We start from the raw sequence: 26,627 nt of genomic DNA on the forward strand, positions 1-26,627 counted from the left end.
GCAAGCGTGAACCTGCTAAAAAACTCAGAGCTCATCTTCATTGAGTTTGCTTTGTCCTCTTTCTCACCAGCCGAGGTCTCTGTATCTAGCAGCGTCAATTACTCTTCTCTTCCACGTTCGTCTATTGAATTAATCTTATTATAATCATTTTGTTATCTCTGTCAAATCTTTTATAAAATTATCCAGCTTTGCATTGTCCATTTAAGACATTCTTTGTGTTGTGATAGATATGCTTTGCCACCTCTGCATTGTTCATCGTATAAAGATGAATGCCCGAAACATCCTGTGTAGTCAGATCCACGATTTGATCGATAGCATAGGCCAATCCCGCTTCCCTCAGGGCGACAGGATCATGCTCGTATTTTTCCAGAATGGCCAGGAATTTTCGTGGTAGCTTCGTATTCGTCGTCTTAATCAGTCGTAAAGCTTGGTTCCGATTGACGATCGGCATGATTCCTGCAAGAATCGGCACTTTTATATCCGCTAAGTAACAGGATTCCTGAAACTGATAAAACAAATCATTGTCGAAAAACAACTGGGTAATCAGCTGTTCGCAGCCTACCGCTACCTTATGCTTCAGTTGCTTGATATCTTCAATCCGATTTAGTGACTCTGGATGCGATTCTGGGTAGCAAGCACCGCTGATATGGAGATGCGGCGCCTCTCTTTTGACATACTGAATCAAATCGCTGGCATAGACAAAGTCTTTTTTAGGCGGCAAATCAGGAAGAATATCTCCACGCAAGGCGAGAATCTGGTTAATCCCAATCTGATCCAGCCGTTTCACTAGTTCGGCTAATTGCGACTCACTAAGATAGGCTGCTGGCAAGTGGGCAATCGTTGGAACCTTCAGCTTTCTATGGATATAATCGGCGACCTTCAAGGTAGTCTCTTCTATAGTTTGGCGATTGTTGCTGCAGGTAACGCTGATAAAATCTGGCTCTAGCTGCTGCAGCTCTTTCAAGGTTTTGAACAGCTTCTCCGTGCCAATTTGTGTATTTGGCGGAAAAACTTCAAAGGATAGTGTACTGGACATAGGCTACAAATCCTTTCTGACTTGTTTTACGGCTTCTGTCATGTTGGTCAAGCTAGCCTTCGTTTCAGGAATCCCACGAGTTTTTAAGCCGCAGTCAGGATTGATCCAGACTTTTTCCAAGGGAACCTTTGCTAAAATTTTACTGATGGTCTCCTTGATTTCATTCACTGATGGCACCCGTGGAGAATGAATATCATAGACTCCTGGTCCTACCGCTGTGCGGAAATTTTGCGCCTTCAGTTCATCCAATATTGCCAAGTTTGATCGAGAGGCTTCAAAGGAAATTACATCGGCATCCATTTGATCAATCGCGGGAATAATATCCGTGAATTCGCTATAGCACATATGCGTATGGACTTGGGTCGTTGGCTGTACCTTGCTATGGACCAAACGAAAGGCTGGAATGGACCAATCTAAATATTCAGAGTACCAATCCGTCTTTCTTAATGGCAGTTTTTCCCGCAGTGCCGCTTCATCAATTTGAATCACGCGGATGCCATTCTTTTCTAAATCCAATACTTCCTCTTGGATCGCTAAAGCGATTTGCAGCGTTGAATCCTTTAAGCTGATGTCTTCTCGCGGAAAGGACCAATTCAGGATGGTCACTGGTCCTGTCAGCATGCCCTTCACGATTTTATCTGTTTGCTCTTGCGCATAGGTGGACCATTTAACGGTGATCGGCTTTTCTCGAGCGACATCGCCCCAAATAATCGGCGGCTTCACGCCTCTTGTCCCGTAAGATTGTACCCAACCATTTTTACTAAACAAATAGCCGGAGAGGTTTTGACCAAAGTATTCCACCATGTCGTTGCGCTCAAACTCACCATGAACTAGTACATCTAGCCCAATTTTTTCCTGCCAGTTCAACCATTCATTGATTTGCTGGGCAATAAATTGATCATACGCTTCTTGACTGAGTTCTTGACGTTTGTATTTCGCTCGTGTCAGCTTGACCTCCCTTGTTTGTGGAAAGGACCCAATGGTGGTTGTCGGTAATACTGGAAAATCAAACGCCTGTTTTTGAATCGCCTCTCGTTCCTGGAAGGCAGGTTTACGCGTATAGTCCTGCTCCGTAAGTTCGCGGATTTTTTTCTGAACGGCTTGATTTTCAGTAAAGCGAGTTTTAGCAAATAGTGCTTGGTTATCTTTTAAAGCTTCTTCATTGCCCGCTAAAATGGTTGCCAAATCTACTAATTCTGTTAATTTTTCCTTTGCGAAGGCGAAATGCTGCTTGATTTCATCAGGAAACACCTCGTTTTCGGTGGTAAAAGGAACATGTAAAAGCGAGCAAGAAGTCGTTAGAATCAGTTTTTCCTGATCAAAGTCCTTCAACGTTTCGATCGTTTGCTGATAATGGTTTCGCCAGATATTTTTTCCGTTTACCACTCCGGCAAATAAAATTTTGTCCTTAGGAAACCCTTGTGCTACTAACTCTGCGGTTTTACGTCCTTCAACAAAATCCAAGCCGATCCCCGCAAAAGGCAAGTTGATGACAGTTTCGTAGGCATCGCGAATATCGCCAAAATACGTTTGCAGCAGAACTTTTATCTGTTGATCCGCTAATAAACGTTCATAAATCCCTTTGAACTCTGCTAGTTCTTCGGTTGTTAAATCCTTCACTAAGCTAGGTTCATCTAACTGAATCCATTCAGCCCCCAGATTTTTCAGCTTGTCCAATATTTCTCCATAAGCCGTAATTAATTGGTCGGTGATTTTTTTGCGATCTGTTCCTGGTTCAAATTCACTAAGCTGCAGTAAGGTGAATGGTCCGATCAGTACAGGACGTGTGTCGATGCCTAATGCCCTTGCTTCATAGTATTCTTTAAAAAGCTTGTCGCCGCTGACAAAAATATTCGTTTCCTTTTCGAATTTAGGCACGATATAGTGATAATTGGTGTTGAACCACTTTTTCATCGGTCGTGCTTTGATATCCCCTTTTTGTCCTTGATAACCGCGGGCTAAGGCAAAATATCTTTCAGTGTCCGTTAAGTTCAGCTTCGCTACCTCCTGTGGGACAATGTTTAACAAGCAAGTCGTGTCTAACGTCGTATCATAAAAAGAAAAGTCGTTACTAGGAATTTCGTCAATCCCGCTTTCCTTGATTAGCCGCCAATGTTTTTGTCTTAAATCCTTAGCAAAATCCTCTAGCTCCTCACTAGACAGCTCTCCACTAAAATATTTTTCTGTCGCAAATTTCAATGCTCTATTTTCGCCAATTCTAGGAAACCCGATAATGGTTGTTCTCATAGTTTTTCCTCCTTCAGTTGTGTTACGGTACACAATAGCACGCTTCTTTTTGCTTGAATAACTGAAAAAAGTAATAACTAGTTATAGCCAATAACTATAACCTCCGTTATACTCTTTAAAAAAAGAGGTGAAGCGATGCGTCTGCAGCAACTGATTTATTTTGAGAAAATTATTGAAAAAGGTTCGATCAATGAGGCCGCAAAAGCGCTGTTTTTAACCCAACCCAGCTTATCAAACGCGCTGAAGGAACTGGAAAGTGAAATGAATGTGCAGCTAGTGATCCGAAACAAGCAGGGAATTATCCCAACCTCTGAAGGACGGGAATTTCTAATATACTGTCGTCAAATTTTGGACCAAGTCAATCTGCTGGAGGAAAAATTTAAAAACGAACCACTGCGCAAGCAAAACTTTTCCGTGTCGGCGCAGCATTACGCCTTTGTGGTACACGCGTTTGTTGAGCTGTTGCGCACGGTGAATTCTGACGAGTATAATTTTACTTTGCGAGAAACCGAGACGGAAAACATTTTTGACGACCTCACCAGCTTTAAAAGCGAACTGGGCGTTTTATACTTAAATGCCTTTAATCAGCAGGTCATGCTGAAGCTGTTCAAGGAAAAAGGGTTGGTTTTCACTCCATTATTTGAAGCAAAACCGCATGTTTTCGTTAGCCGCAGCAATCCTTTAGTGGCGAAAAAGTCGTTAACATTAGCCGATCTCGAGGATTATCCTTATTTGTCCTATGAACAGGGAGAAACAAACTCTTTTTATTTCTCTGAAGAGATTCTCAGCACCTGGGATCGCAAGAAGAATATCAAGGTTAGTGATCGCGCGACTATTTTTAATCTGATGGTGGGGCTAAACGGTTATACTATCAGCTCTGGGATCATCAGCAGCGAATTAAACGACGACAAAATCGTCGCGATTCCTTTAGAGTATGACGATGTCATCACGCTAGGCTGGCTTAAGCAGGAACAGCTAGAGCTCAGTCCTTTGGCTCAGACCTATTTAGAGCTGTTGAAGGAGCATATCCGCGGTTACGGATTTGAGATTATCCAATAAAAAAGGAGCAGTCTACTTATACTTTGAAGTAGCTGCTCCCCTTTTTTTGTTCGTTTTATCAAAAGTGCAATTGAAAAACAGAGATTTCCGGCGGCACCCCCAACCGTGCATGGATGGCTGTCGTACCTAATCCGGTATTTACATAAAGTTTGGTATGATCGCTGAGTTCGTAGAGACCACGAACGTATTTTTTCGCTAATACATTCGTCACCTGATAAAAAGGCAGACGAATTTGCCCCCCGTGACTATGACCAGCTAAAACGAGTTGTGTGTTTGTTCCCACGAAGCCATCCGCCACATCCGGCTCATGGGTCAACAGCACAGAATAATCATACCCTTGACGATAACTTAAGGTTTCATCGATCGAAGGAGACCCCAACAATGAATCGTCTAATCCACCGATGAATACTCTTTTGCCATTCGCCAAAGAAATCGTTTCTCCGGCATTTTTCAATACGTCAAAATTAGCCGCATTCATTACTTGCTGATAAATCCTTGCGGCTCCGCCACCGTAATCATGGTTGCCCCAAACCGCGTATTTACCGATAGTCGCCTTCATCTCCTTCAGCTTCTCAATAATTTCCTGTTCATGGTTGTATTGGCTGTAGTTATCAAATAGATCTCCGGTAAAAACGATAATATCCGGTTTCTCCTTGTTTACCTTGCGAATCACCTTGTCCAAACGTTTGGTAGCGTAGCTTTCTGAGACTTGAATATCTGAAAGCTGAAGCACCTTTAATTCTTCTGGCTTGGAGGAAGAACCCAGCTGCAATCGATGGACAACCACCAAGTTCGGTTCGATTTTAAATGCGTAGATGGGAATAAATAATAGGAGTAGTAACACTCCGAGTAATAGTCTTTTGATCATAGAATTTCCTGCTTTCTTTTGCTTATAGTTATCTATCTGTTTACTGACTGACGGATGGTGTCTGTAATCGCGTCGTTTTCTCCATCATGCCTGCTGGAGCGATTTTTTCATGTATGGCGATCATCGCCAGCATCCCGCCTGTTAGAAGCAGCGCGGCTGTCAGAATTCCGATAATTATCTTTCGTTTTGTTTTCTTGTCCATACTCTCTCCTCCTTGCAGATAAAGAATACGAAACAATTATGCAAAACTTGTGCAAAAGAAAAACAGCACAGATTATTGTGCTGTCTGTTGAATGGGCAATACGATTGTCGCAAGGAAAGAATAGTTTTCCTGTCGAAGCTTGAACTCACCGCCAATGAGACGAAGTGTTTGTTCGACGATGGAAAGTCCAAGCCCTGTCCCTGATAAATGGCTGTTGCGAGACTTTTCTCCTACCACAAAAGGTTCCTTTAAATGGGAAAATTGCTGCTGGGACAATGGATTGGCTCTATTCTCAAACATGATCTGATACTGGGAATCCTGCTTATTGCCAGTTATTTTCACCTGTTTATCCAGGCTGTACTTCATACTATTCGTCAATAAATTAGTCAATACAATACTTAGAAGCTGAGGGTTCGTTTCTAGTTCACAGGCCTCTGTCTCCAGGTCGATTTGAAAGGTTTGATCGATGAGCCTTTCTTGTGCGACTTCCTTTTCAAGCAGCGAGGAAATGTTGATTCTTTCAAATTGAATCGTCTCCTTCATCTGCTGACTATAGGCCAGTAAATTTGTCACCAGTGCATTCATGTTTAGCAATTGCTGATCGATATCTTCCAGAAATGCAGGATTCTCTAACCCCATTTGTTCGCCGTCCACTAGCAGCTGCATGATGGATAACGGTGTTTTTAACTCATGAGCTAAGTTTGAAGAGAAGGCCTTCAGTTGATCATTACGTTCCAGCATTTCCATTTCATGCTGCTGCAACGAGCGTTTCATCTGATTGATCGATTGACTTAACTGACCGAGCTCATTTTCCTCCTGATTGTCAGAATCCGTAAAATTCAGCTTAGAAATATTTCGCGTCGTCTGCTCCAAGCGACGGATCGGCTGGATGATTTGATTACGTACCAAGAGGATAATCAAAGCAAATAACAGCAGTAAAAATAACACTGTCGCGGCGATTAGAATGGGGAAAAGCGTTCGGACTGCGGCTTGAAAGTCAGGGATACTTGTCCCAACAAGGTATAATTGATTTCCTTCCGAGAAGAATACTGTATAAAAATCATTTCGCTGTCGGGTTTGATTGTACAAGCGTTGGACCGACTGTCCCTGCTGGACGCCGCGAATCGTTGATTTATCCACCCAAAAACGATGAAGGGCAATTCCTTCTTTACTTAGTCGAAAGGTAATGTCGTTGGTCAACTCTTCCTCTGAGGGCGTACCGCTATTATCCAGCGCGATCACCACAAGTTCATCAGAAATCTCCTTTTCTTTTCCGTTTTGGATCAGTCTTTGCGCCTCCTTGACCGGCTGTTCCATTTTCCAGTAATAATAAGTAGGAAAACCCCAGCGATAAAATAGCGTCAAAACCAACAGGATCAACGCAAAGATGATGGCTACTCGCTGAATAAATACACGGGTCAAACTATTTTTTCTTAAGCTCAAAACGATACCCTGTTCCGTAAACAGTTTGAATAAATTCTTTCCCGATCTTCTCACGCAACATACGAATAAAGCTGTCGACGGTCCTTTCATCATTTTCGTTGTCCAGTCCCCAAACAGAAAGGAGAATCTGTTCACGCGTCAAAGGCAAACCCTGATTCTGGTATAGATAAAATAACACATCGTACTCTCTGCTGGTTAAATCCAACTGTGTCCCATTCAGTAGTACGCGCTTTTCATTCGGGAGAATAACCAGCGGCTGATGAAGGTTTTGATGGATTACGCCTAATAATTTTGCTACACGAGCCAGGAGAACTTGAGCATGGAAAGGCTTCGCTAAGTAATCGTCCACCCCTGTTTTCAAGGCTTCTACCTCATCTTCAGGCATGTTCTTAGCCGTTAGCATCAAGATTTTAATAGTACGTTCTCGTTTCATGGCTTTTGCTACTTCTAGCCCGTTCATTTTCGGCACCATCCAATCCAAAATGGCCAAATCGAAAGACTCATCATAGAATTTCTCCAAAGCAGCTTCGCCATCCACAGCCTCCACTACCGAATACCCTTCTTTTTCGAAAAATTTCCTCAGCAGCTCCCGCATTTTATCTTCGTCTTCACATAATAGTAGTTTCACTTTTTAAAAATCCCCTCTAAAAACATTGATCGTTGTAACAATAGCGCGAAGAACTTACTGTTTCAATCTTTTTGAATGATCGGCTCGGTAATCTTATCAATTCTCTAAAAAATTGGTGTAGACAAAAAAGTGATCCAGCTCAATGAAGAGTGGATCACCAAGAGTATTTATAATTCTATTTTTACCAGCTCACCGGAGAGTTCTGCTGCGTGCTGCTGGATAAGTTGTTGAATGTTCGACTCAAATCGTACCTCTGAACGCCAAGATATGCCGCAGCCTGCGGATAACTTACGAGGAATCGGCAGTAACCGCCCCTCTATTTTTGCTTGTTTACATAAGCTTGAAAACTGCAGTGCGTCATATTCTGTTTCGAAAGTCACAATCAACCATTCCTTTGCCACCGCCACTCTCTCCTTCTTTCACTAGCCGCTCTATTTCGCGGATGTCTCTATTTTTTTACTTAAATTTGTAAATGCAATAATGAATAATAACGCAATGGACAGAAGCGTCGCGATCCGTCCAAAACTCGTAGTTCCTTCTGCAGATGAGGCCAAACCGAAGTTATGAGCAAAAGCAGCCCCTACCAGCATGCCAATTACAGTGATTCCCGCATCAGAAGACCCCTGCCCGGTTAAAATCAACTGCCGCAAAGGACAGCCGCTGAGTAATACACCCGCAAAACCAACGACGTAGAGACCTAAAATATTCCACAGATGCTCGGTATGAGCGATCGGCTGATTGGCAAAACTCAAATGGAAATTCCCAGTGACTAGGTTGTAAATCAAAACAACAACAAACAACGTCAATACACCAGTAATTCGATTAAAATTCTTCATTAAGAAGATATCGCGAATACTACCAGAAAAGCAAATCGCTGACAATTGAGCCAAGCCACCGAAAATCAAACCACCAGCCAAGGAAATCATGACCGGCGCATGAAGGCTCCCAGGTCCTTCTTTACTTACCATGAAAAGAGAGGGTACCACTAAAAATAATACAAATAATGCTAAGAAGAAGCCCGGTACCATCACTCCGCTGCTAGTCTTTGTATCCTGAGGTTTGCCTAGTGTATACCCCTGTTTTAGGAAAAGACTTCCTGTAAAAACACCTCCAACAAAACCAATCAACCCAACATAAGCATTCAGATCACCGCCACTCATTCGCAGAACCATCCGCAAAGGACAGCCAAGAAAAACCAAGGCACCGATCATCATCATAAAGCCCAGTAAGAAACGTGTCCCTGTCGAGGAGCCGCTTCTAGCGTGAAACTCTTTTCTAGGGATCGCCATAAGCATCGCGCCAAAAATAATCCCAATAATTTCAGGACGCAAATATTGTACTGGTGGTGCCCCGTGAAGTTTTGTAGCACCAGCGATGTCTCGAATAAAACAAGCGACACAGATGGCCATATTCGCTGGATTTCCGAAATAGGCCAATAGAATAGCAACCAAACCAAAACCTAACCCTACCGTCAAATACATTTTTTTATTTGCCATTGCTTATTACTCCTTTTGACTAATTTTTTGCAAAGCCTTGAGTGCTTCCCAAATCTCAAATTCAGTCGTAAAGGAGGAAAAACTAAAACGAACAACTCCCTGTTCTTTTGTTCCTAAAGCCTCATGCATCAAAGGTGCACAATGACCACCAGAACGAGTCGCAATCCCATATTCATAGGATAATAAATCACTAATTTCCGCTGAATCGCGTTGTCCAACATTTATCGAAACGATTGGACAGCGTTCTTTTTCGGTAAAATCACCATAAACGATGATACCATCAATTTCAGATACTTTCTTATAGAAAAGCTGGGTCAGCTCTTGTGTTTTTCGATTAAGCTTTTCAACCGTCTCCTCTAATAAATAATCCACACCAGCCTTTAAACCCGCGATCCCATGTCCATTTAAAGTCCCTGCTTCTAACGCCGTAGGCATAATAGCAGGATGTTCAGGGTTGAAGGTATCAATGCCGCTGCCGCCGACTTTTAACGGACGCAGCGAAAGACCTGGCCGAATATAAAGTCCGCCAGTTCCTTGCGGTCCATAGAGGCTTTTATGACCGGTAAAACACAGAATATCAATGGATAAAGCTTGAACATCAAGCGGCACCAGACCTGCGGATTGCGATGCATCAACAATCAAATAAAGCCCATGTTTTTGACACACTGCTTGAATTTTTCTCAAATCCACGATATTTCCCGTTACGTTTGACGCGTGCGTAACAATGATCGATTTTGTATTCTTTTTTACCGTTTTTTCAAAGTTTAGGTAATTTAGCCGCCCTGTTTTATCAGCGGAAACGACCGAAAGCTCGAGGCCCTTCTCTTTTCTCATTCGGTAAAGAGGGCGCAGAACAGAATTATGTTCTAACGCAGTAGTAATCACATGATCTGAGCCGTTATGGAGTCCTTCAATTGCTAGATTCAAGCTTTCAGTAGCACCTGAGGTGAAAACAATCTGTCTTGCTTGCTCTCCGTTGAATAAACGACACAAGGATTGTCGCGCCTGAAAGATTATTTCAGAGGACTTTAAGGAATCGGTGTGGACGCCTCGCCCTGAATTGCCTAATTGACTTAGTGCAACGGTTACTGCTTGGATTACTGTATTCGGTTTTTTTAACGTTGTTGCGGAGTTGTCTAAATAAATCATCGTTCATTTCTCCTCTTGTTGTAAACAGTTCCCCAGCGTGATGGGAACAACCTGATTGAGCAGGAAACATAAAGTGCTTCTTAGAAACTTCTAAGTGAGAGCTGCCTCATATTCAAGTAAAAGCAGTAGTATATTTCTGCATAGTTCCCACCTCCCAACGTTTTAAAACCCACTAGCATCGTTCAATAAATCACAATACAAGTGTAGCGGATAGCTCTCCGTAAAGTAAAGTTGAAATTTCATTTTTGATGAAATTGGTCTAGTTAGAAAAACTAAAACTACAAGAATTTATACCAATTGCTGATTTCTATGGTGCGTTTCCTTTTCAGTATTGATACACTTAAAAGAAAAAGAGTTTGGAGGACGTTTGGTTGGAAGAGAAAAAACAAGTTATGCCGATTGATTTCTTATGGCTAGCGCTTTATGCGTTTGCGGGATTTAGTTTAGAATTGCTTTTGGGAATGATTTTTGAGAATTTGACACTTTCCATGAATGCTATTTTAACAGCGATTTTGTGGTCAAGTGTGACACTATTTCTCATTCGTTACGCTAAACGTCGGTTCAATTTTGATGTATTTAGCAGTTCCCAATATATAGAAATGAAACAGCTGATTCCGATTTGCGGAATTGTCATTGCTATGATTGTTGTCACGTGGATTGGCTTTGGCGGCTTCAAACCGATTGTTGAGTTTAACGGGGAACTGGAAAAGAGCTTGAGTGCGTTTCTTTTTCGAATATTTTATTATTTGGCTGAGTGTAGCTTGATTGTCTTAGTCATTACTTTCGGACAGAAATTTTTTGAAGCGCAGTTTGGATTATCGGATCGTTTTCCCAGCGGTGGTTTTTTACTTGCTATAACTTGGGGATCAATTCATTTTCTTTTGCAAGGCGTCAGTGGCGGAATCTATACGGTCTTTTTCTCTCTTGCGGCCGGCTGCCTGTATCTTCTTTGCAAAAAAGACATTCGTTGGACCTATTTATTTGTAGGACTCGCGTTTATTCTTTAATTAGAACGACATCTTTTTTTGGAGGTTATTGCCTTGGCAGCAATTGTTTTACTTACGCGCTTTTTACTAGAACTAGTAACGATTATTGGCATTTTTAGTGGTGTTTTCTTACATTCCACACTCTATCAAAGAGTATTTTTTGCTTTCTTAGCGTGCGTACTTACTTTTATTTGGGCAAGATACGGGGCTCCGAAGTCTCCCACAGCCCTAACTGGTCGTAAGAAATTCATTCTTGAAATTTCTGTCTACTCTATTGGAGTTCTTGCTTTCTTTTCCTTATTTGGCGTTGGGATTGCAAGTTGCTATGTAGCAATCGCAGGAATTGATTTATGGCTGATGTATCGCTTAAACTTGCAGGGGCATTAAAGCCTCTGCTTTTTTGATTGACTTTACTTGAAATTTTCATTAGATTTTCGTTGGCATTCGTTAATAATTGGGATATAATTCTACTACTAAGGACCTTTTTAAGGGGCTTTAAAAAAAGAAAAAGGAGTTGTTTCTCTTGAGAATATTTGAAGGATCAGGTGTTGCGTTAGTTACCCCCATGAAAGCCGATGGTGCCGTCGATTACAAGAAGTTAGAGGAACTAGTAGAATGGCAAATCAGTGAAGGTACTGATGCGATCATCGCTTGCGGAACGACTGGTGAGGCCTCTACCCTAGCCAATGATGAACACATCGCTGTTATTGAGGCGGTGGTCAATAAGGTGAATGGTCGAATCCCAGTAATCGCAGGGACAGGTGTCAATGATACACAGCATGCCATCGAATTATCTACTGGTGCGGAAAAAGTTGGTGCTGATGCCTTATTGATCGTAACTCCTTACTATAATAAAGCGTCAGACGAAGGACTATTTTTACACTATCAAAAAATTGCTCAAAGCGTGAAATTGCCGATTATTTTATATTCAGTCGCTTCACGAACAAATATGAATATCGCTCCAGAAATGGTTAAACGATTAGCAGAGATCCCGAATGTCGTTGCCATTAAAGAAGCTAGTGGAAATATTTCTCAGATTGCGGAGATCGCTCGTATTATGCAAGAAGATTTCACGATTTATTCTGGAAATGACGATCAAGTTTTACCAATCATGGCTTTAGGAGGCAAAGGGTCAATCTCGACTGTCGCGAACATCGCTCCTCGCCAAACTCATGAATTGACGCAAGCATTGCTAGATGGCGACTTCCAATTAGCCAAAGAGTTGCAATTAGCACAACTGCCATTGATTCATGCTATTTTCTGTGAAGTCAATCCAATTCCTGTGAAAACCGGTGTTGGTCTGCTAGGAAAAATTGAACCAAACTTCCGTCTTCCCCTTTCTGCTGCCAAAGCAGAAACAGTCGAGGGCTTGAAAAAAGAAATGTCAGCCTATGGTTTGGAGGTTGCGAAATAAATGATTGATATTATTTTAAGCGGGGCAAATGGACGGATGGGACAAGTCTTACAGACCATGATCGCTCAGCAGCCTGAAATGCAGGTCGTTGCGGGCGTTGATCGTGAAGCCTTCGAGGCGGATTTTCCCACCTATCAATCGATGGCAGATTGCCAAGTTGAAGCCGATGTGATTATTGACTTTTCTCACTATTCAGCGGTTCCAGCGGTGTTGGATTATTCTGCTGACAAAAAAATCCCAGTCGTTGTCGCGACTACGGGCTTGACTGATGAAATCAAGAAGCAAATTGAAAAAACCGCAGAGCAGACAGCCGTGTTCTTCTCAGCAAATATGTCATTAGGCATTAACCTATTAGCGAAGGCGATTCGTGAGATTACACCTGTTTTAGAGGAAGAATTCAATATTGAAATCGTCGAAAAGCATCATAATCAGAAAAAAGACTCCCCTAGCGGTACTGCTTTGTTACTGGCTGATGCGGTCAATGATGCGGTGGAAGAAAAGAAAACCTATATTTATGGTCGCCATGGCAATGATTTGGAAAATCCGCTATCCGAACTAGGCATTCACGCTGTTCGCGGTGGAACTATCCCTGGGGAGCATACCGTGATTTATGCAGGCCCTGATGAGGTCATTGAACTAAATCACCTAGCCTTATCACGAAATATCTTCGCCAGCGGAGCTGTTAAAGCAGCAAAATATGTAAGTGAAAAATCCACTGGCATATACGATATGGAGAAATTAATCGACGAGAGCTGATTTTTCCAGAATAAAAAAAGAAACTGAGACAAGAAATGAGGAATTTGATGACTTTAACCGATCCCTATGAAATTGCAAAATATATTAAAAACGCCGAAAAAATGACCCCTGTCAAAGCATATGTGCAAGGAGACTTGACGGGTATCACCAAAGAAAAGGTTCAATTTTTCGGACAAGAAAAGACCTGGATCTTGATTGGTGAAAGTCAGGCCGTGCAAGAGGTACTAAACGAGCAGCAAGCAAAAATCACAGACGTTCATGTTGAGAATGATCGCAGAAATTCAGCGATTCCGATGCTGGATATCTCAAGTGTCAATGCGCGCATTGAACCAGGCGCACTCATTCGCGATCGTGTGGAAATTGGTGATAAGGCAGTAATCATGATGGGCGCGATTATTAACATTGGTGCTTCTATCGGTGAAAGTACTATGATCGACATGGGTGCAATCTTAGGCGCTCGTGCAACTGTCGGAAAGCACGCCCACATTGGTGCTGGCGCAGTCTTGGCCGGCGTACTAGAACCACCTAGTGCCTCCCCTGTTGTTGTTGAAGATAATGTGCTAGTTGGTGCCAACGCGGTGATTTTAGAGGGTGTCCATGTTGGCAAAGACGCGGTCGTTGCTGCTGGTGCCGTTGTAACAAAAGATGTTCCTGCAGGAGCCGTTGTTGCTGGTACCCCTGCTAAGATCATTAAAATGAAAGACGAAATAGATCCAGGAAAAACGGAATTTTTAGAGGATTTACGTTAATTCAAAGGCTGTAGTTATTCAATGGAATAGCTACGGCTTTTTTATTAACTTGTACATGCGTGCGTAGTTCTTAATTAATAAGCGAAGCCATTGAAAACGTTATCTAGTTCATCTTTTTCGTTATTCTAATCAAAAATTAGTGTTTTTTTGATTCAAATAACATCTTTTACCTTATTCTTACTGCATTTTTTTCGAAGTATGCTATAATACAATCGGATTAGAACTATTCTTAAAAGAAAGCGACTGAATGACACTAGTGAACTTAAAAAGTATTAAAAAATCAATCAAAACTCGTAACAAACAAATCAGCAAAACATTTGCTCAAGTGGAAGAAACACTGGCAAATCACATCCATAGTGATGTAAAAATCTACTTTGACAAAGTGAATCCTCATCAACTTCACCTTGAGGAGAAGACTCCTGACGGCAAAACACGTCATATCCAAAGTTCGGAGCATGATCACTCTTTCAAAGAATTGGTGGATGCCCACATTCAAAAGCCACATACCAATACGTTGAATCAACTAACGAACAGCGTCTACAATTTGTGGTCAGAAAGCTTCAAATCATCAGCACCTGCTGAAAATCAAGACACGGACAAAGCGGCAGAACTTGCTCAAGATATTTTGGCGGATGTTGTCAAAGAACCAGCAAGTGCCGGCGTGACTGCGGAACAAGCAGAAGCATTGAATCAATCATTGAAGACTAAAACGAATTATTCTGCTGAATGGTCAGATGCAGAAAGCTCAATTGAAGTCTTCTACAACCCTCCAAAAAAAGAGCGTCAATTATTGGCAACAATCGCAGCGGATCAAACAATTACCTACACTGATGCCCTAGCAACAAAGCGCGTCATGAAAAAAGAATTGCCAGATATGATCGCAGCGGTATTAGCGTAAAAAAATTCCCACTATCATTATTGATAGTGGGAATTTTCTGTTTAGTCCAAGACGCCATAGAAAAACAGTTGAATGGCTTTTTCTAAATTGTCTTTCCGTGTCTCTTCTGGTGAGTCCAAATAAGCAGAAATCAAAATGAATAACTGACGAACCGCAAAATCAGGATCTACTGATGCTTTGATGTTGCTCTCTTTTTGGAAGACCTCAACAAATGGCTGCTTATATGAATCTTGCCAAAGGGAAAAGAGCTTTTTCGCCGTTTCAGGACTGAGGGTGTGCTGAATATCGTGCATCATCATAAACAGACTGAAGGGATGCCTCTGCTGCAGGTATAAAGCCATTCCTATAATTTTCTCTTCAAAGCTCGTCGCTTTTTCAGCTATTTCTGTCAAACTTGCTCCTACCTCGGTGGACAACCGCAGCATGACTTGATAATAAATGTTTTCTTTGTTTTTAAAATGATAATAGATATTTGGCTGGGTAATGCCAAGAATCTTTGCGATTTGCCGCGTAGATGTGTCATTATACCCCTGCTTCATAAATAATTCTTCGGCAACATCTAAAATCTCTTCGTACATCGAATCGCCTCATTTTTTCTTTGGTACCCTCATTATACGCTATCCGACTCTTTTTCGTCCTCAGAAACTGATTTTTCTTTTAGTGTGCCATCCTTCATTTCTAAAATTCGATCACAGAATTTCACTAAACGTGTGTCATGGGTCACCATGATGGTTGCTTTGTTCTTTTCCTTCGTCTCTTTTGCTAAAATTTTAACCACTTCATAGGCTTTTTCAGAATCTAGACTGGCGGTTGGTTCATCCGCTAAAATGATCGTCGGATCATGATACAATGCTCGAGCGATCGCGACACGTTGACGTTCCCCCCCAGACAGTTCTTCTGGATACTTATTCTCCAAACTGGCAATTCCTAATTGCTCAAATAACTTTTCTGCCACCTGTGTATTGTCATTTTTGCTGACCTTATCAACTAGCTTTAACTGCTTTTTAACGGTCAAAAATGGGACGAGATTTGAGGCCTGCAAAATAAACCCAATTTCTTTGAACCGTAATTTTGCCCGCTCCTTCTCTTTCTTTTCACTAAAATCTTCATCATTAATCAACACTTCACCTGAAGAGGGAGATTGAAGGCCGCCTGCAATGGTCAGGAAGGTACTCTTCCCAGATCCGGACGGGCCAATGATCGCGACAAATTCCCCTTTTTCGACTGAAAAATTCGTTTCCTTCAATGCTTCGATGGTTGAATCCCCATCTTTGAATGTTTTTTCTACTTGTTTAAATTCAATTGCACTCATTTTTTTCCTCCTTACCCGATGGCCTTCAGCGGATCGATCTTGACAATCGTGCGAACGGAGAAGAACGCACCGATCAACGCTACAAGGATCATTAATAGACTGATGCCGCCAAAGAAGAGCATATTGACTTGGAATGGAACCGCATCTGGTAAAACTAAGGCCGTGCCAAGTGTCGCCCCTAAACCAATCACGACACCGACTGTTGCTAGTAAAAAGGTCTGTGCGATGACTGAATTAGAAATATAGCGGCTTGAGATTCCTTGGGCCTTCATGACGCCGAAAATCTCTGATTTTTGCATTGTTAATACATAGATAAATATTCCAATAACGATCGCCGCGATCACGATCAAAAAGCCAATCATGAAACCAAAGGTCAAGACCTGTGCACTATAGCCAGGCAGTTCGTTAATAAAGTCTTTGATATTTGTTTTCTCTAAATCATCTGGGATTGATTGGACATCCCCGCGTGTGATAATTGCATTAATCCGGGTATTTTCACTCGCTCCTTGTGTTTCAAAGCGAATTTCTTGATAGGCCCCGATGGTCGTATAAAGAACAGGTGCTACATTGAATTTTGCATTGTCCGTAAACCCAACGATCTTCAGAGTTTTTTCATTGCCAGCCATCTTCACCGTTTCGCCAAGTTTTAAGTTGTACTGATCCTTTAAAGAACTATCGGCTACGGCTTCATCATCCGAGGCGAACATTTTTCCACTAGTTAACTTTGGTGCGATGAATTGGTCCTTATCAATGCCGAAAAAGCTGACATCAATTTTTTCTCCACTGTCCCCTTTTATGACACCAGCGGTTTGAGCTAGGTAGGCTTTTTCATCTGCCTTCACCTCATCAAAGGTTTTTAAGGGGATCATGGACATATTTAGATTGTTGTTGGCTTCCTCGGTTAAAAGGATATTGTCCGCATCCCATTTATCTACTGCGGTTCGATTGTCTTGTGCCAGCCCGTAAGCCAATCCTGTTAAAAAGAAGACCAAGTAGGCAATCAAGAACATAACTCCCATCACTAGCGTATAACGCAGCTTGGAGTGTTTGATTTCATTAATCGCTAAAAACATAAAAATACCTCCACTTATCAGTTGATAAAATTACCCTAACACGATTAATTTCTGAAGGAAAATAATTTGCTTAGGACTTCCGGATAAAAGACTACTATTTTTGAAACTAGACATTCCCTGTCAAGATTAATACGGTACACTAGATTTAAAGGAGGTCAGAAAATGAATATTAAACAGGAAATTATAAAGCAGCTGCCGGAGGATCCTCAGATTTACTTGAATGCCATCAAAATTGATCCTAGTACAATAAAGGCCATCATGATCAATGAGGTCGTCCCTGCTTCTCCAGAGAATGATTTTTACGGTTCACCGGATGCGACCTATATGGAGACCACTATTCCCTTGTTCCAAAAGGCTGGTATTGAAGTTTCAACGATTGAGGATATTTTGGCTCATGGCATCTACCTTACGAATGCTATAAAGACGCCAAAGCAGGAAACAACGATCGACAACGCCAGTATTGAGCGCAGCCTTCCCTATTTAGAACAGGAACTGGCTCTGTTCCCAAATGTCCAAGTCATTATGCTGATGGGGGATGTGGCGAAGAAATGCTATAACAAGATCACTAAAAGAACGACAAAGAAGAACGTTGTCCCTGCCATCTCCACCTATAAGCTGAGAAACACGGAACTTTTTTATCAAGGGATTCGAATCATGCCCTCTTATATTATGACTGGAAAAAATATTCTGATTGAAAAATCAAAGTTACAGATGGCTGCAGAAGACCTTGCGACGATGTTTGCGATCATTTCTGAATAGTTATCTAGGAAGCAAAAAACGACGAATCCAAAAATGGACAAGTCGTTTTTTGCTTCTAATGAAAAAGGCGCTTCTTTTTTCTATTGACCGGATTTCTCATTAAAGGTCTGCTTGTTTTTCCGATACTCACTAGGCGACATTCCCATCTCCACTTTAAACACCTTTGCAAAGTAATTGCCATTCGACATCCCCACCAATCGAGCAATCTCATGAACTCTTCGTTGCCCATCTAGTAAATGAGGCAGTGCTTTTTTTATTCGATATTTCTTTAGATAAGCGATGGGTGATATATGATACGCCTTTTCAAATAGTCGAATTGCTTTGTAGCGGGACAAACTGTACCGCTCCTCGATATCGATTAGACCTATTTCCTGTTGGTAGTTCTGCTCTAAAAATGATTTGATTTCCTTAGCCAAAGGATGTTTTTCTACCCGTTGTATCACGAGTTCCTTTTTTATTGCCAAAACCAAGTCATAGGCTAATGAAGTATTTTCAAAAAAAGGACTCTCTGCTTGCTTTTTGAGCTGGTCATGTGCCTTCTTTAGTGTTTCTTGAAAGTCTATTGAACTTTGATGCAGCGTTTGATTTACAGGATAGAACCATTGGAGAATGTCTTTGGAAAACTCCAAATATAGAAATCTCCAGTCCGATTTTCCATAGTAGCAGCAATTACTAGGGATCTCAGCAAGAAAAAAACTTCCCTTTCGTTGAGTACTGCGCTGTCCTTCTACTTCAAAATACCCTGTTCCTGCCGACGTATACTGCAATACAACTAAATCATCCCTGCGCGCGGCATTGTCCCAATGATAATTTTCATCCCCATGTCCTACACCGATTCCCTTTAAGTAAGGCAGGTTGTAGGTGTCAAAATAATAATAGCTATGAGAAAAATAATCTTGCAATATTTTACCCCTTTACTCAAATTTTTTATTCTTGTTTCCCAACATCTAATTTCTTATGCTTACAGTATATAATATAAAGGAGCTGTTTTCATGCCTATTCTATTTGATCATCAACGGCAAATATTTCATTTATCAAATTCTCAAATCAGTTATGTTATTGGGATAGAAAAAGAAAAATTTATTACCCATCGATACTTTGGCAAGTCTCTCCCCTTTTATGCCGGTAGCAATGAATTGCAGCGGATCGATCGCGGCTTCGCTACGAATCCAGATCCATCCGACCGTACATTTTCCTTGAATGCCTTACCACTGGAAACAAGCACCCAAGGAACGGGAGACCATCGTATTGGCAATTATCAAATTCGTCGAGAAAACGGGGCGAACGTGACGAGTTTCAGCTATAAAAGCTATACTATTTCCTCTGGCAAGCCTACATTAGAAGGACTTCCTAGTTTACGTGGTGAACAGGCGGAGACATTGTCGATTTTGCTGGTTGATGAAGTCCAGAAGTTGGAGATGATTCTCAACTATACACTTTATAAAGATTATCCCGTTGTCACTCGCAGTGTTCGCTTTCTTAATCGTGGCAAAGAAAAGGTGTTTATTGAAAATGCGGGATCAATGCTGCTCGATCTTCCCCGTACGGATTTCGATATGCTTACCTTAAACGGCTCCCACACAAATGAAGCGACGATTGGTCGGCAAGCACTGCATGAAGGAATTCAGAAAATCGAAAGCTCTCGAGGAACCAGCAGTCCTCAGCACCAGCCGTTTTTAGCGTTGATGGATTCGACTACGAACGAATTTCAGGGAGAGGTTTATGCGTTTCATCTAATCTACAGCGGAAATTTCACTGCACAGGTAGAAGTTGAACAGTACGGCTCCAGTCGCGTTCAGCTGGGAATCCAGCCTGAAACCTTCGAATGGTGTTTGGAACCAAATGCGTCGTTTCAAACACCAGAGGCCGTTATCAGTTACTCTGACGCCGGTCTTAATGGGATGTCTCAGACCTTTCACACACTCTATCAGAAGGAACTAATTCCTGTTCAATGGAAAGATCAGGAGCGGCCAATCTTATTAAATACTTGGGAAGCGAATTATTTCGACTTTCATGAAGCGGATTTGCTCCAACAGGCTGAAGTAGCAAAAGATACGGGAATTGAGCTTTTTGTGCTGGACGATGGCTGGTTTGGTCAACGTAATGATGATACCTCTTCTTTAGGCGATTGGTTTGAGAATCGTGAGAAACTCCCACAGGGAATAGCCGGTTTGGCGGAAAAGATTCAGCAAAAGGGACTCAAATTCGGGCTGTGGTTCGAACCGGAGATGATCTCTGAAAATAGCCGCTTATTTGAGTCGCATCCAAATTGGGCGTTGCAGGTTCCTGATTATCCAAAAACAGAGGGTCGACGACAGTTGGTCCTAGATTTGAGTCAGACAGTCGTTCAAGAATATTTGATCGAAATGTTAGACAGCTATCTATCCACGGGAAAAATCGACTATATTAAGTGGGATATGAACCGACATCTTACAGAAGTGGGCAGCTTCGCTTTTCCCGCTTACCAGCAAAAGGAGATTTACCATCGCTATGTTCTAGGGCTTTATCGTGTGCTTGAGGTCATAACGACAAAGTATCCTAATTGCTTATTTGAAAACTGCTCAAGCGGCGGGGGGCGTTTTGACCCAGGGATGATGCATTATATGGCGCAAACGTGGACTAGCGATAACACGGATGCACTCTGCCGCAGCAAAATCCAATATGGCTACAGCTTGTTGTATCCGCCGATCATGATGGGTGCCCACGTGTCGCCTGTACCGAATCATCAGGTTGGTCGAAGGACTTCACTGCATACACGAGGATTGATTGCCATGAGTGGGAACTTTGGTTACGAGATGGCTCTTACTCACTTACCTGCTGATGAACAGAAAGAAATTCGTGAACAAATCACTTTTTATAAAAAACATCGCTCGTTGTTCCAGTTTGGTAAGTTTTATCGTCTACAATCCGCCGATGATTTTTTTGCAACGGCTTGGCTCTTTACAAATGATGAGGAAGCAATAGTCATTTATTTTAACGGACTTGCTCGACCAGCAGTTCCTGTTAAGTACTTAAAGACTCGCTACTTGGAGGAACAGGCAATCTACAAAAATACGGCAACCGGCAAACTCGTATCTGGTGCAGAATTAAATCAGGCGGGGATTACAATTCCGCGCATCAAAGAGGATTTCTCCATGTTGCTTTTCCATTGGAAAAAGATCTAAAAAAAGTGCTCTCTGCAACGAAAACTGCAGAGAGCACTTGTTAGTTAGTCTTTCGAACAGCATAGGCCTCATAAGGCTCTAATTGCTGTCGTATCCTGTGTTTAGGATAATTATGAATGAGGATGTCCCCTTCCATTACGGACTCACCTAACTGATAATTCTGAACAGAGGAAGAGAAATTTACAACGACGATGACTGACTCCTTCGCATCAAAACGTTTATAGGCAAGCACCTGAGCATTCCCAGTTTCCAGTCTTTCGTATTTTCCAACGACAATCACCGGTAATTGCTTTCTTAAATGAATCAAATGTTTATAGGTGTAAAAAAGAGAATCTTCGTCTGCTAATGCGGCCGCTGCATTCACCTTAGGATAATTGGTGTGAACCGGCAGCCAAGGAGTATCCTTAGAAAAACCAGCATTCAACTGATTCTCCCACTGCATCGGATGCCGTGCGTTGTCTCTACCCTTGGCGTTTATTGACGTGATAATTTCTTCTATCGAATATCCCTGCGACAGTCGCTCTTCGTACATACGAATGCTTTCAATATCATCTACTTCATCAATCGATTTGATCGGATAATTGATCATCCCGATCTCTTCCCCTTGATAAATATACGGCGTTCCCTTCATGAAATGGAGATAAATAGCCAACATCTTCCCACTTCGTTCACGATATTCCTCTGAATCATTTCCCCAACGTGAGATGATGCGGGGTAAATCATGATTGTTCCAAAAAAGTGAATTCCAGCCCTTTTGATCCAGTTGAATTTGCCATTTTGAAAAGACTTCATGCAAATCTTGAGGATCTAACGGTTTCAAATCCCATTTACGTTTTCTAGGCTGCTTATCTAAATTGATGTGTTCAAACTGAAAAACCATGGATAGTTCGTCTCTTTCAGGGCTAGAGTAGAGCTCCGCAACCTCGGGAGTGGCCCCCCATGTTTCTCCAACAGTCACAACATCATAACTACCAAAAGTGTGCTGATTCATTTCTTGTAGGAGTTCATGTAGTTTTGGTCCATTTTGTGTAATTTTTCGATCGGGTTCCTTTCCGATCAAGTCGATCACATCTAAACGAAAACCACCGATCCCTTTTGCCAACCAGAAGTTCATCATTTTCCAAATTGCCTGCTTCATTTTTGGATTTTCCCAATTAAGATCAGGCTGTTTTTTTGAGTGTAAATGGAGATAATACTCATCCAGGTGAGGAACATAGGTCCAGGCTGAACCGCCAAAATTTGATTTTAGCTCGTTAGGCGGTCCCCCTGCAACGGGTTTCCGCCAAACATAAAAGTCATGGTAAGGATTCTCACGACCTTTTAACGCTTCTTGGAACCAATGATGCTCACTGGAGGTGTGATTAACGACTAAATCCATCACTATCTTGATTTTCCGTTTCTTCGCTTCTTCAATCAATCGATCCATATCTGCCATTGTGCCATATTCAGCCCCGATTGCTTCATAGTCACTGATATCATAGCCGTTATCGTCGTTGGGTGAAGAATAGACAGGACTTAGCCAAAGCGCATCCACTCCTAAAAAGGCCAAATAATCCAGGCGTTGGACAATCCCATTCAAATCACCGATTCCATCATTGTTGCTGTCTTGAAAACTGCGGGGATATATTTGATAAATAACCGCCTGCTGCCACCATTTGCTATTCATAGGCTTTACTCACAGCAAGGATGTCTTCACCTTGAGTAACAGTTGGCTTATCTAACGTGCTGACATCGCCATAGGCCGTTGAGTTCGTTACTAACAGCATGACTGTATCATCATAACCAGACTTTTTAATAGCTTCTCGATCAAATGTACCTAGTAATTCCCCTTTTTTCACTCGCTCCCCTTTTTTCTTGTTGGTTGAAAAGAACTGTCCAGCAAGGTTGACTGTATCAATACCTATATGAATGAGGATTTCCGCACCACTGTCGGCTTGAATGCCATAAGCGTGCTTCGAATCATACATGACGGTCAAGACACCATCTGCTGGCGCAAATAATTGATCGCTTTCAGGGATGATTGCGACTCCTTTTCCCATCATTTCTGTGGAGAAAACAGGATCCTTAACTTCTTTTAATGGTAGGACTTCTCCAGTGACCACAGCTGATAGTACGTCGTCTTGCACCGCTAATGATTGATCTGGATTTTCATTGATCATAACAGCCTCTTGTCCATCTGCGGCTGCAGTTGCTGGGACCTCCATTTTCTTTTTCCCGTAAACAAATGTAAGCAGGAAGCCTAAAATGAAGCTGATTACGACACCGATCATGAAGAACGGGATTGATTTAGGTGCAATAGAGATAAATCCGATCACGCTCGCAGGTCCCATCGCTACCGATAGAACGTGGAAAATCCCTAGTGAGACACTTGCAACCCCAGATGCAATCATGGCACAGACGAATGGGAATTTTAATTTTAAGTTGATCCCAAAAATCGCCGGTTCGGTGATCCCTAGCAACGCCGAAATACTTGCTGATGAGGCCAAGCTTTTTTGCTTTTCATTTTTTGATAAAACAAAAATAGCCAATGCTGCGGCACCTTGAGCAATATTCGCCATTGACGCAACTGGGAAAATAAATGAGCCACCTGTTCGTGCGACATCCGCTAGTAGCGTCGTTTCGATCGCTGGAAAACTTTGATGCAATCCGGTAATGACGATTGGTGAGTAGAACAAACCAAAAATTCCTAAACCAACGGCCCCTGTTGTCTGATACAACCAAACTAATCCGTCTGTCAAACCATCTGAGACTGTACGCATGACAGGTCCAACGAAAATGAAGGTTAAAAATCCAGTAATAATAATTGCTAACATTGGTGTAAAGGTATAATCAAATGCTGCTGAAATCTTTTTGTGGAAGAATTTCTCTAGTGTAGCTAAAATCCAAGAAACCGCCAATACGGGTAAAACAGAGCCTTGATAGCCAGCCTGTGCGACCTGCAAACCAAAGATATTCCAATAAGGCATACTTCCTTCAGCGATCGCGTTTGCCACGCCGTACCCATTAATTAAGTCTGGCATAACCATCGCCATTCCCATCGCTGCCCCGAGATAGCCATTTCCGCCAAAGCGCTTTGTTGCTGAGAAACCTACTAAAATTGGCAGAAAAGCAAACGGTGCGGAAGATAATAAGTTAATAATGCTGGCAACGTCTTTAATGTTTGGAAACATTTCAACAACCGACTGTGGCCCGAATAAGTTCGGTGATGTTAAAACGTTGTTAATGGCCATCAGTAAACCGCCTGCTACTAAAGCCGGAACAATGGGAACAAAAATATCTGATAATACTTTAATAAATGCCATTGCGGGATTCACTTTTTTTCCTTCAGCAGCCACCGCTTTCAAATCTTCTGTAGACGCTTCCTTAACATTCGTCAATTTGACGAGTTCGGCATACACCTTATTTACGTCTCCTGGTCCGATAATAATTTGAAATTGACCATTGGCCTCGAAGGTTCCTTTGACATCGTCGTTATTATCTAAGGCTGCATGATCTACTTTACTTGGATCCTTTAATACTAGCCGTAATCTAGTGGCACAGTGAGCGGCTGCTTGGATATTTCCTTCCCCGACGGCTTTACTAACCTCTCTAGCTGCTTTCTGATGATTCATAATCAAACTCCTTTCCATGTAATCGCTTTTTTCACTCTTATCATACCGTAATTTTTCAAAATGTCAAACGTTTATCAAAAATATTTTTAAATTTGGATTGTAATTCTTTTCTCATTTATTTATATAGTGTTTTAAAAATGATATACGTTTGACATTTTATGTGATTTGAAGTATCTTAAAGACGAACGAAAGCGTTTAATAAAAGAGAAAACTTTTATAGGTGACCCATTCTGAAGATACTATAGTTTTGTGTAAGTGGAAGGAGTTAATGAAATGGAGTTAATAAAAAAATGGACAGATGAGCTGCGCTATCTGCCCTACCATGAGTGGACCAAGGAATATCAGAAATTTTTAGAGGTAACAATTCAGCATTCTCAATGGCGTCTGGGATATCATATTCAACCCAAAAGTGGGCTATTAAATGACCCCAATGGTTTTTCCTATTTTAATGGAAAATGGCAGCTTTTTTATCAGCTATATCCAATGGGGCCAGTTCATGGAGTGAAATCTTGGGCACACATATCTTCTGAAAATCTGGTGGATTGGACCTTTGAAGGGATCGCCCTTCTCCCTGATTCATCTTTTGACCGTCAGGGTGTTTATTCAGGATCTGGTATCGTTATTGAGGATGAGTTAGTGTTAGCCTATACCGGGAATGTGCGTGATTCCGATTGGCAACGTAAATCTTATCAAATGTTGGCCCGTATGAATAAAGCTGGCGAAATCAAAAAGGATCAGCGGCCAATGATCCCAGCCCCGCCTCAAGGCTATACGCATGAATTTCGTGATCCTCAAGTATTTGAGTATCAAGAGAATTATTGGCTTTTGATTGGCGCTCAGACGGAGACGCTGGAAGGAAAAGTGCTGGCTTATACCGGTAAATCATTAGAAACGCTACAATTTGCAGGCTCTTTGAACTTCATGGATCAAGCGATGGGCTTCATGGTAGAATGTCCGAACCTCGTATTTATTGATGGAAAGCCTGTCTTCCTCTTCTGCCCTCAAGGGTTGGATAAGAAGATTATGAACTATCAAAATATTTATCCTAACGCTTATATTGTCGCGGATAGCTTTGATACTGATTCCCTATCGTTGGTAAATCCGAGTTCGTTGGCAAATCTTGATTATGGGTTTGATGTTTATGCGACACAGGCCTTCAATGCACCTGATGGTCGTGCCTTAGCCGTAAGTTGGGTTGGCTTACCTGAGATTGATTATCCTAGTGATTCAGAAGGCTGGGCGCACTGTCTAAGTCTCGTCAAGGAATTGCAGCTCAAGGATGGTCAGCTGTATCAACTGCCAGTGAAGGAGCTAATTGAGTTGAGACAAGAACGCCAATCTATGGACGGGAAAATTTTTCAGCAGCCCTTGACTCTTGCCGAAGAAACAACGAATTGCTATGAACTGCACCTTGATTTTTCAGCAGATAGTCAAGGAAAACTCCATCTTTATTCAGATGCGCAGCAGGATCACTCATTCATCATCGATTTCGATACAAAAAATGGTATGATAAGTGTAGATCGCTCACACGTAAGCAATCCCTTTGCTCAAGAATATGGAACGACTCGCACACTTACAATTGATAAAAATGAGCCGCTGTCTCTGCAGATTTTCGTTGATCATTCGGTTTGTGAGATTTTTGTCAATGGTGGTCAAGCTGTTTTGACGGCAAGAGTGTTTCCTAACCATGAGGAGAAGAATGTTTATCTAGAAGGAATTTCTGGAGATTTTTCCGCTGATTTCTGGTGTTTGCGTAACATGAAAAACGACTAAGGAG

At 41.9% G+C, this 26,627-nt stretch carries 25 protein-coding genes; 10 read left to right on the forward strand and 15 right to left on the reverse strand.

All coding sequences use genetic code 11. The features are described 5' to 3' along the window. Positions 1 to 178: 178 nt before the first annotated feature. Together metF and metE are read right to left on the reverse strand one after the other, a co-directional pair. Positions 179 to 1,036, reverse strand: a complete 858-nt coding sequence (gene metF / locus IGI50_RS18070) for a methylenetetrahydrofolate reductase [NAD(P)H] (RefSeq protein WP_438778008.1) — start codon at positions 1,034 to 1,036, stop codon at positions 179 to 181. A 3-nt stretch (positions 1,037 to 1,039) separates the two neighbouring features. Further along, complete coding sequence (metE, locus tag IGI50_RS18075; RefSeq protein ID WP_438778009.1) at positions 1,040 to 3,283, reverse strand: 5-methyltetrahydropteroyltriglutamate--homocysteine S-methyltransferase; 2,244 nt, start codon at positions 3,281 to 3,283, stop codon at positions 1,040 to 1,042. A gap of 135 nt (positions 3,284 to 3,418) precedes the next feature. On the opposite strand from metE, the gene IGI50_RS18080 reads away from it, so the two are divergent. Then, on the forward strand, positions 3,419 to 4,342 hold the full coding sequence (locus IGI50_RS18080; RefSeq protein ID WP_438778010.1) for a LysR family transcriptional regulator: 924 nt from the start codon (positions 3,419 to 3,421) through the stop codon (positions 4,340 to 4,342). Positions 4,343 to 4,400: 58 nt separating this feature from the next. On the opposite strand, the gene IGI50_RS18085 is transcribed toward IGI50_RS18080, so the two are convergent. The 7 genes from IGI50_RS18085 to IGI50_RS18115 all read right to left on the reverse strand — a co-directional run bounded on the left by IGI50_RS18085 (position 4,401) and on the right by IGI50_RS18115 (position 10,128). Next, positions 4,401 to 5,210, reverse strand: coding sequence for a metallophosphoesterase (locus IGI50_RS18085; RefSeq protein WP_438778011.1), 810 nt, complete (start codon positions 5,208 to 5,210; stop codon positions 4,401 to 4,403). A gap of 40 nt (positions 5,211 to 5,250) precedes the next feature. Continuing rightward, positions 5,251 to 5,412, reverse strand: a complete 162-nt coding sequence (locus tag IGI50_RS18090; protein WP_438778012.1) for a hypothetical protein — start codon at positions 5,410 to 5,412, stop codon at positions 5,251 to 5,253. Positions 5,413 to 5,484: 72 nt separating this feature from the next. Then, on the reverse strand, positions 5,485 to 6,855 hold the full coding sequence (locus IGI50_RS18095) for a sensor histidine kinase (RefSeq protein WP_438778013.1): 1,371 nt from the start codon (positions 6,853 to 6,855) through the stop codon (positions 5,485 to 5,487). Then, positions 6,836 to 7,483: a response regulator transcription factor gene (locus tag IGI50_RS18100; RefSeq protein WP_438778014.1), complete on the reverse strand. Its 648-nt coding sequence runs from the start codon at positions 7,481 to 7,483 to the stop codon at positions 6,836 to 6,838. Before IGI50_RS18100 ends, IGI50_RS18095 begins: the two co-directional genes overlap by 20 nt. Positions 7,484 to 7,650: 167 nt before the next feature. Then, complete coding sequence (locus IGI50_RS18105) at positions 7,651 to 7,884, reverse strand: DUF3343 domain-containing protein (RefSeq protein WP_070509418.1); 234 nt, start codon at positions 7,882 to 7,884, stop codon at positions 7,651 to 7,653. A gap of 30 nt (positions 7,885 to 7,914) precedes the next feature. Further along, positions 7,915 to 8,979, reverse strand: coding sequence for a YedE family putative selenium transporter (gene yedE / locus IGI50_RS18110; RefSeq protein ID WP_070509419.1), 1,065 nt, complete (start codon positions 8,977 to 8,979; stop codon positions 7,915 to 7,917). Positions 8,980 to 8,985: 6 nt separating this feature from the next. Further along, positions 8,986 to 10,128 carry an aminotransferase class V-fold PLP-dependent enzyme gene (locus IGI50_RS18115; protein ID WP_438778015.1) on the reverse strand — a complete coding sequence of 381 codons (1,143 nt, stop codon included), beginning with the start codon at positions 10,126 to 10,128 and terminating at the stop codon, positions 8,986 to 8,988. Positions 10,129 to 10,499: 371 nt separating this feature from the next. Here IGI50_RS18115 and IGI50_RS18120 point away from each other — a divergent pair, with 371 nt between their 5' ends. The 6 genes from IGI50_RS18120 to IGI50_RS18145 all read left to right on the forward strand — a co-directional run bounded on the left by IGI50_RS18120 (position 10,500) and on the right by IGI50_RS18145 (position 14,931). Continuing rightward, the gene (locus IGI50_RS18120) at positions 10,500 to 11,135 is read left to right on the forward strand and encodes a hypothetical protein (RefSeq protein WP_438778016.1); all 636 of its coding nucleotides are present in this window, start codon (positions 10,500 to 10,502) and stop codon (positions 11,133 to 11,135) included. Positions 11,136 to 11,168: 33 nt separating this feature from the next. Further along, positions 11,169 to 11,501, forward strand: coding sequence for a DUF2568 domain-containing protein (locus IGI50_RS18125; RefSeq protein WP_438778017.1), 333 nt, complete (start codon positions 11,169 to 11,171; stop codon positions 11,499 to 11,501). A 136-nt stretch (positions 11,502 to 11,637) separates the two neighbouring features. After that, entirely contained in the window at positions 11,638 to 12,528 is an 891-nt protein-coding gene (gene dapA, locus IGI50_RS18130; protein WP_438778018.1) for a 4-hydroxy-tetrahydrodipicolinate synthase, read from the forward strand. Then, positions 12,529 to 13,284, forward strand: coding sequence for a 4-hydroxy-tetrahydrodipicolinate reductase (gene dapB, locus IGI50_RS18135; RefSeq protein WP_060789041.1), 756 nt, complete (start codon positions 12,529 to 12,531; stop codon positions 13,282 to 13,284). It begins immediately after the preceding gene. A gap of 47 nt (positions 13,285 to 13,331) precedes the next feature. Beyond that, positions 13,332 to 14,033, forward strand: coding sequence for a 2,3,4,5-tetrahydropyridine-2,6-dicarboxylate N-acetyltransferase (dapD, locus tag IGI50_RS18140; RefSeq protein ID WP_010743470.1), 702 nt, complete (start codon positions 13,332 to 13,334; stop codon positions 14,031 to 14,033). A 247-nt stretch (positions 14,034 to 14,280) separates the two neighbouring features. Continuing rightward, on the forward strand, positions 14,281 to 14,931 hold the full coding sequence (locus IGI50_RS18145; RefSeq protein ID WP_249024451.1) for a hypothetical protein: 651 nt from the start codon (positions 14,281 to 14,283) through the stop codon (positions 14,929 to 14,931). Positions 14,932 to 14,972: 41 nt separating this feature from the next. On the opposite strand, the gene IGI50_RS18150 is transcribed toward IGI50_RS18145, so the two are convergent. Genes IGI50_RS18150 through IGI50_RS18160 form a run of 3 tightly spaced genes read right to left on the reverse strand, consistent with a single transcriptional unit; the run spans position 14,973 to position 17,316 of the window. Further along, positions 14,973 to 15,509 carry a TetR/AcrR family transcriptional regulator gene (locus tag IGI50_RS18150; RefSeq protein ID WP_060789042.1) on the reverse strand — a complete coding sequence of 179 codons (537 nt, stop codon included), beginning with the start codon at positions 15,507 to 15,509 and terminating at the stop codon, positions 14,973 to 14,975. Positions 15,510 to 15,541: 32 nt separating this feature from the next. Then, complete coding sequence (locus IGI50_RS18155; protein WP_010743467.1) at positions 15,542 to 16,243, reverse strand: ABC transporter ATP-binding protein; 702 nt, start codon at positions 16,241 to 16,243, stop codon at positions 15,542 to 15,544. 11 nt (positions 16,244 to 16,254) lie between these two features. Continuing rightward, the gene (locus tag IGI50_RS18160) at positions 16,255 to 17,316 is read right to left on the reverse strand and encodes an ABC transporter permease (RefSeq protein WP_060789043.1); all 1,062 of its coding nucleotides are present in this window, start codon (positions 17,314 to 17,316) and stop codon (positions 16,255 to 16,257) included. Positions 17,317 to 17,478: 162 nt separating this feature from the next. Here IGI50_RS18160 and IGI50_RS18165 point away from each other — a divergent pair, with 162 nt between their 5' ends. Continuing rightward, positions 17,479 to 18,075 carry a uracil-DNA glycosylase family protein gene (locus IGI50_RS18165; RefSeq protein ID WP_060789044.1) on the forward strand — a complete coding sequence of 199 codons (597 nt, stop codon included), beginning with the start codon at positions 17,479 to 17,481 and terminating at the stop codon, positions 18,073 to 18,075. An 80-nt stretch (positions 18,076 to 18,155) separates the two neighbouring features. On the opposite strand, the gene IGI50_RS18170 is transcribed toward IGI50_RS18165, so the two are convergent. Next, on the reverse strand, positions 18,156 to 18,977 hold the full coding sequence (locus tag IGI50_RS18170) for a helix-turn-helix transcriptional regulator (RefSeq protein WP_438778019.1): 822 nt from the start codon (positions 18,975 to 18,977) through the stop codon (positions 18,156 to 18,158). A 90-nt stretch (positions 18,978 to 19,067) separates the two neighbouring features. Between IGI50_RS18170 and IGI50_RS18175 the strand changes: the two genes are divergently transcribed. Next, on the forward strand, positions 19,068 to 21,239 hold the full coding sequence (locus IGI50_RS18175; protein WP_060789046.1) for an alpha-galactosidase: 2,172 nt from the start codon (positions 19,068 to 19,070) through the stop codon (positions 21,237 to 21,239). 40 nt (positions 21,240 to 21,279) lie between these two features. On the opposite strand, the gene IGI50_RS18180 is transcribed toward IGI50_RS18175, so the two are convergent. Together IGI50_RS18180 and IGI50_RS18185 are read right to left on the reverse strand one after the other, a co-directional pair. Beyond that, positions 21,280 to 22,905 (reverse strand): glycoside hydrolase family 13 protein, encoded by a 1,626-nt coding sequence (locus IGI50_RS18180; protein WP_060789047.1) that lies wholly within the window; start codon positions 22,903 to 22,905, stop codon positions 21,280 to 21,282. Beyond that, a complete protein-coding gene (locus tag IGI50_RS18185) occupies positions 22,898 to 24,850 on the reverse strand; it encodes a sucrose-specific PTS transporter subunit IIBC (RefSeq protein WP_060789048.1) in 1,953 nt (650 codons plus the stop codon). Before IGI50_RS18185 ends, IGI50_RS18180 begins: the two co-directional genes overlap by 8 nt. Positions 24,851 to 25,123: 273 nt before the next feature. Between IGI50_RS18185 and IGI50_RS18190 the strand changes: the two genes are divergently transcribed. Further along, entirely contained in the window at positions 25,124 to 26,623 is a 1,500-nt protein-coding gene (locus tag IGI50_RS18190; protein WP_060789049.1) for a sucrose-6-phosphate hydrolase, read from the forward strand. Positions 26,624 to 26,627 lie beyond the last annotated feature (4 nt).

It is taken from the genome of Enterococcus sp. DIV0170, assembly GCF_051710765.1.
Classification (GTDB): Bacteria; Bacillota; Bacilli; order Lactobacillales; family Enterococcaceae; genus Enterococcus_A; species Enterococcus_A raffinosus.

Bases quoted from the DNA above. Each gene is read 5' to 3' on its own strand.
- metF (WP_438778008.1), bottom strand. From the start codon at position 1,036: ATGTCCAGTACACTATCCTTTGAAGTTTTTCCGCCAAATACACAAATT.
- metE (WP_438778009.1), bottom strand. From the start codon at position 3,283: ATGAGAACAACCATTATCGGGTTTCCTAGAATTGGCGAAAATAGAGCA.
- IGI50_RS18080 (WP_438778010.1), top strand. From the start codon at position 3,419: ATGCGTCTGCAGCAACTGATTTATTTTGAGAAAATTATTGAAAAAGGT.
- IGI50_RS18085 (WP_438778011.1), bottom strand. From the start codon at position 5,210: ATGATCAAAAGACTATTACTCGGAGTGTTACTACTCCTATTATTTATT.
- IGI50_RS18090 (WP_438778012.1), bottom strand. From the start codon at position 5,412: ATGGACAAGAAAACAAAACGAAAGATAATTATCGGAATTCTGACAGCC.
- yedE (WP_070509419.1), bottom strand. From the start codon at position 8,979: ATGGCAAATAAAAAAATGTATTTGACGGTAGGGTTAGGTTTTGGTTTG.
- IGI50_RS18115 (WP_438778015.1), bottom strand. From the start codon at position 10,128: ATGATTTATTTAGACAACTCCGCAACAACGTTAAAAAAACCGAATACA.
- dapB (WP_060789041.1), top strand. From the start codon at position 12,529: ATGATTGATATTATTTTAAGCGGGGCAAATGGACGGATGGGACAAGTC.
- dapD (WP_010743470.1), top strand. From the start codon at position 13,332: ATGACTTTAACCGATCCCTATGAAATTGCAAAATATATTAAAAACGCC.
- IGI50_RS18145 (WP_249024451.1), top strand. From the start codon at position 14,281: ATGACACTAGTGAACTTAAAAAGTATTAAAAAATCAATCAAAACTCGT.
- IGI50_RS18150 (WP_060789042.1), bottom strand. From the start codon at position 15,509: ATGTACGAAGAGATTTTAGATGTTGCCGAAGAATTATTTATGAAGCAG.
- IGI50_RS18155 (WP_010743467.1), bottom strand. From the start codon at position 16,243: ATGAGTGCAATTGAATTTAAACAAGTAGAAAAAACATTCAAAGATGGG.
- IGI50_RS18160 (WP_060789043.1), bottom strand. From the start codon at position 17,316: ATGTTTTTAGCGATTAATGAAATCAAACACTCCAAGCTGCGTTATACG.
- IGI50_RS18165 (WP_060789044.1), top strand. From the start codon at position 17,479: ATGAATATTAAACAGGAAATTATAAAGCAGCTGCCGGAGGATCCTCAG.
- IGI50_RS18175 (WP_060789046.1), top strand. From the start codon at position 19,068: ATGCCTATTCTATTTGATCATCAACGGCAAATATTTCATTTATCAAAT.
- IGI50_RS18180 (WP_060789047.1), bottom strand. From the start codon at position 22,905: ATGAATAGCAAATGGTGGCAGCAGGCGGTTATTTATCAAATATATCCC.
- IGI50_RS18185 (WP_060789048.1), bottom strand. From the start codon at position 24,850: ATGAATCATCAGAAAGCAGCTAGAGAGGTTAGTAAAGCCGTCGGGGAA.
- IGI50_RS18190 (WP_060789049.1), top strand. From the start codon at position 25,124: ATGGAGTTAATAAAAAAATGGACAGATGAGCTGCGCTATCTGCCCTAC.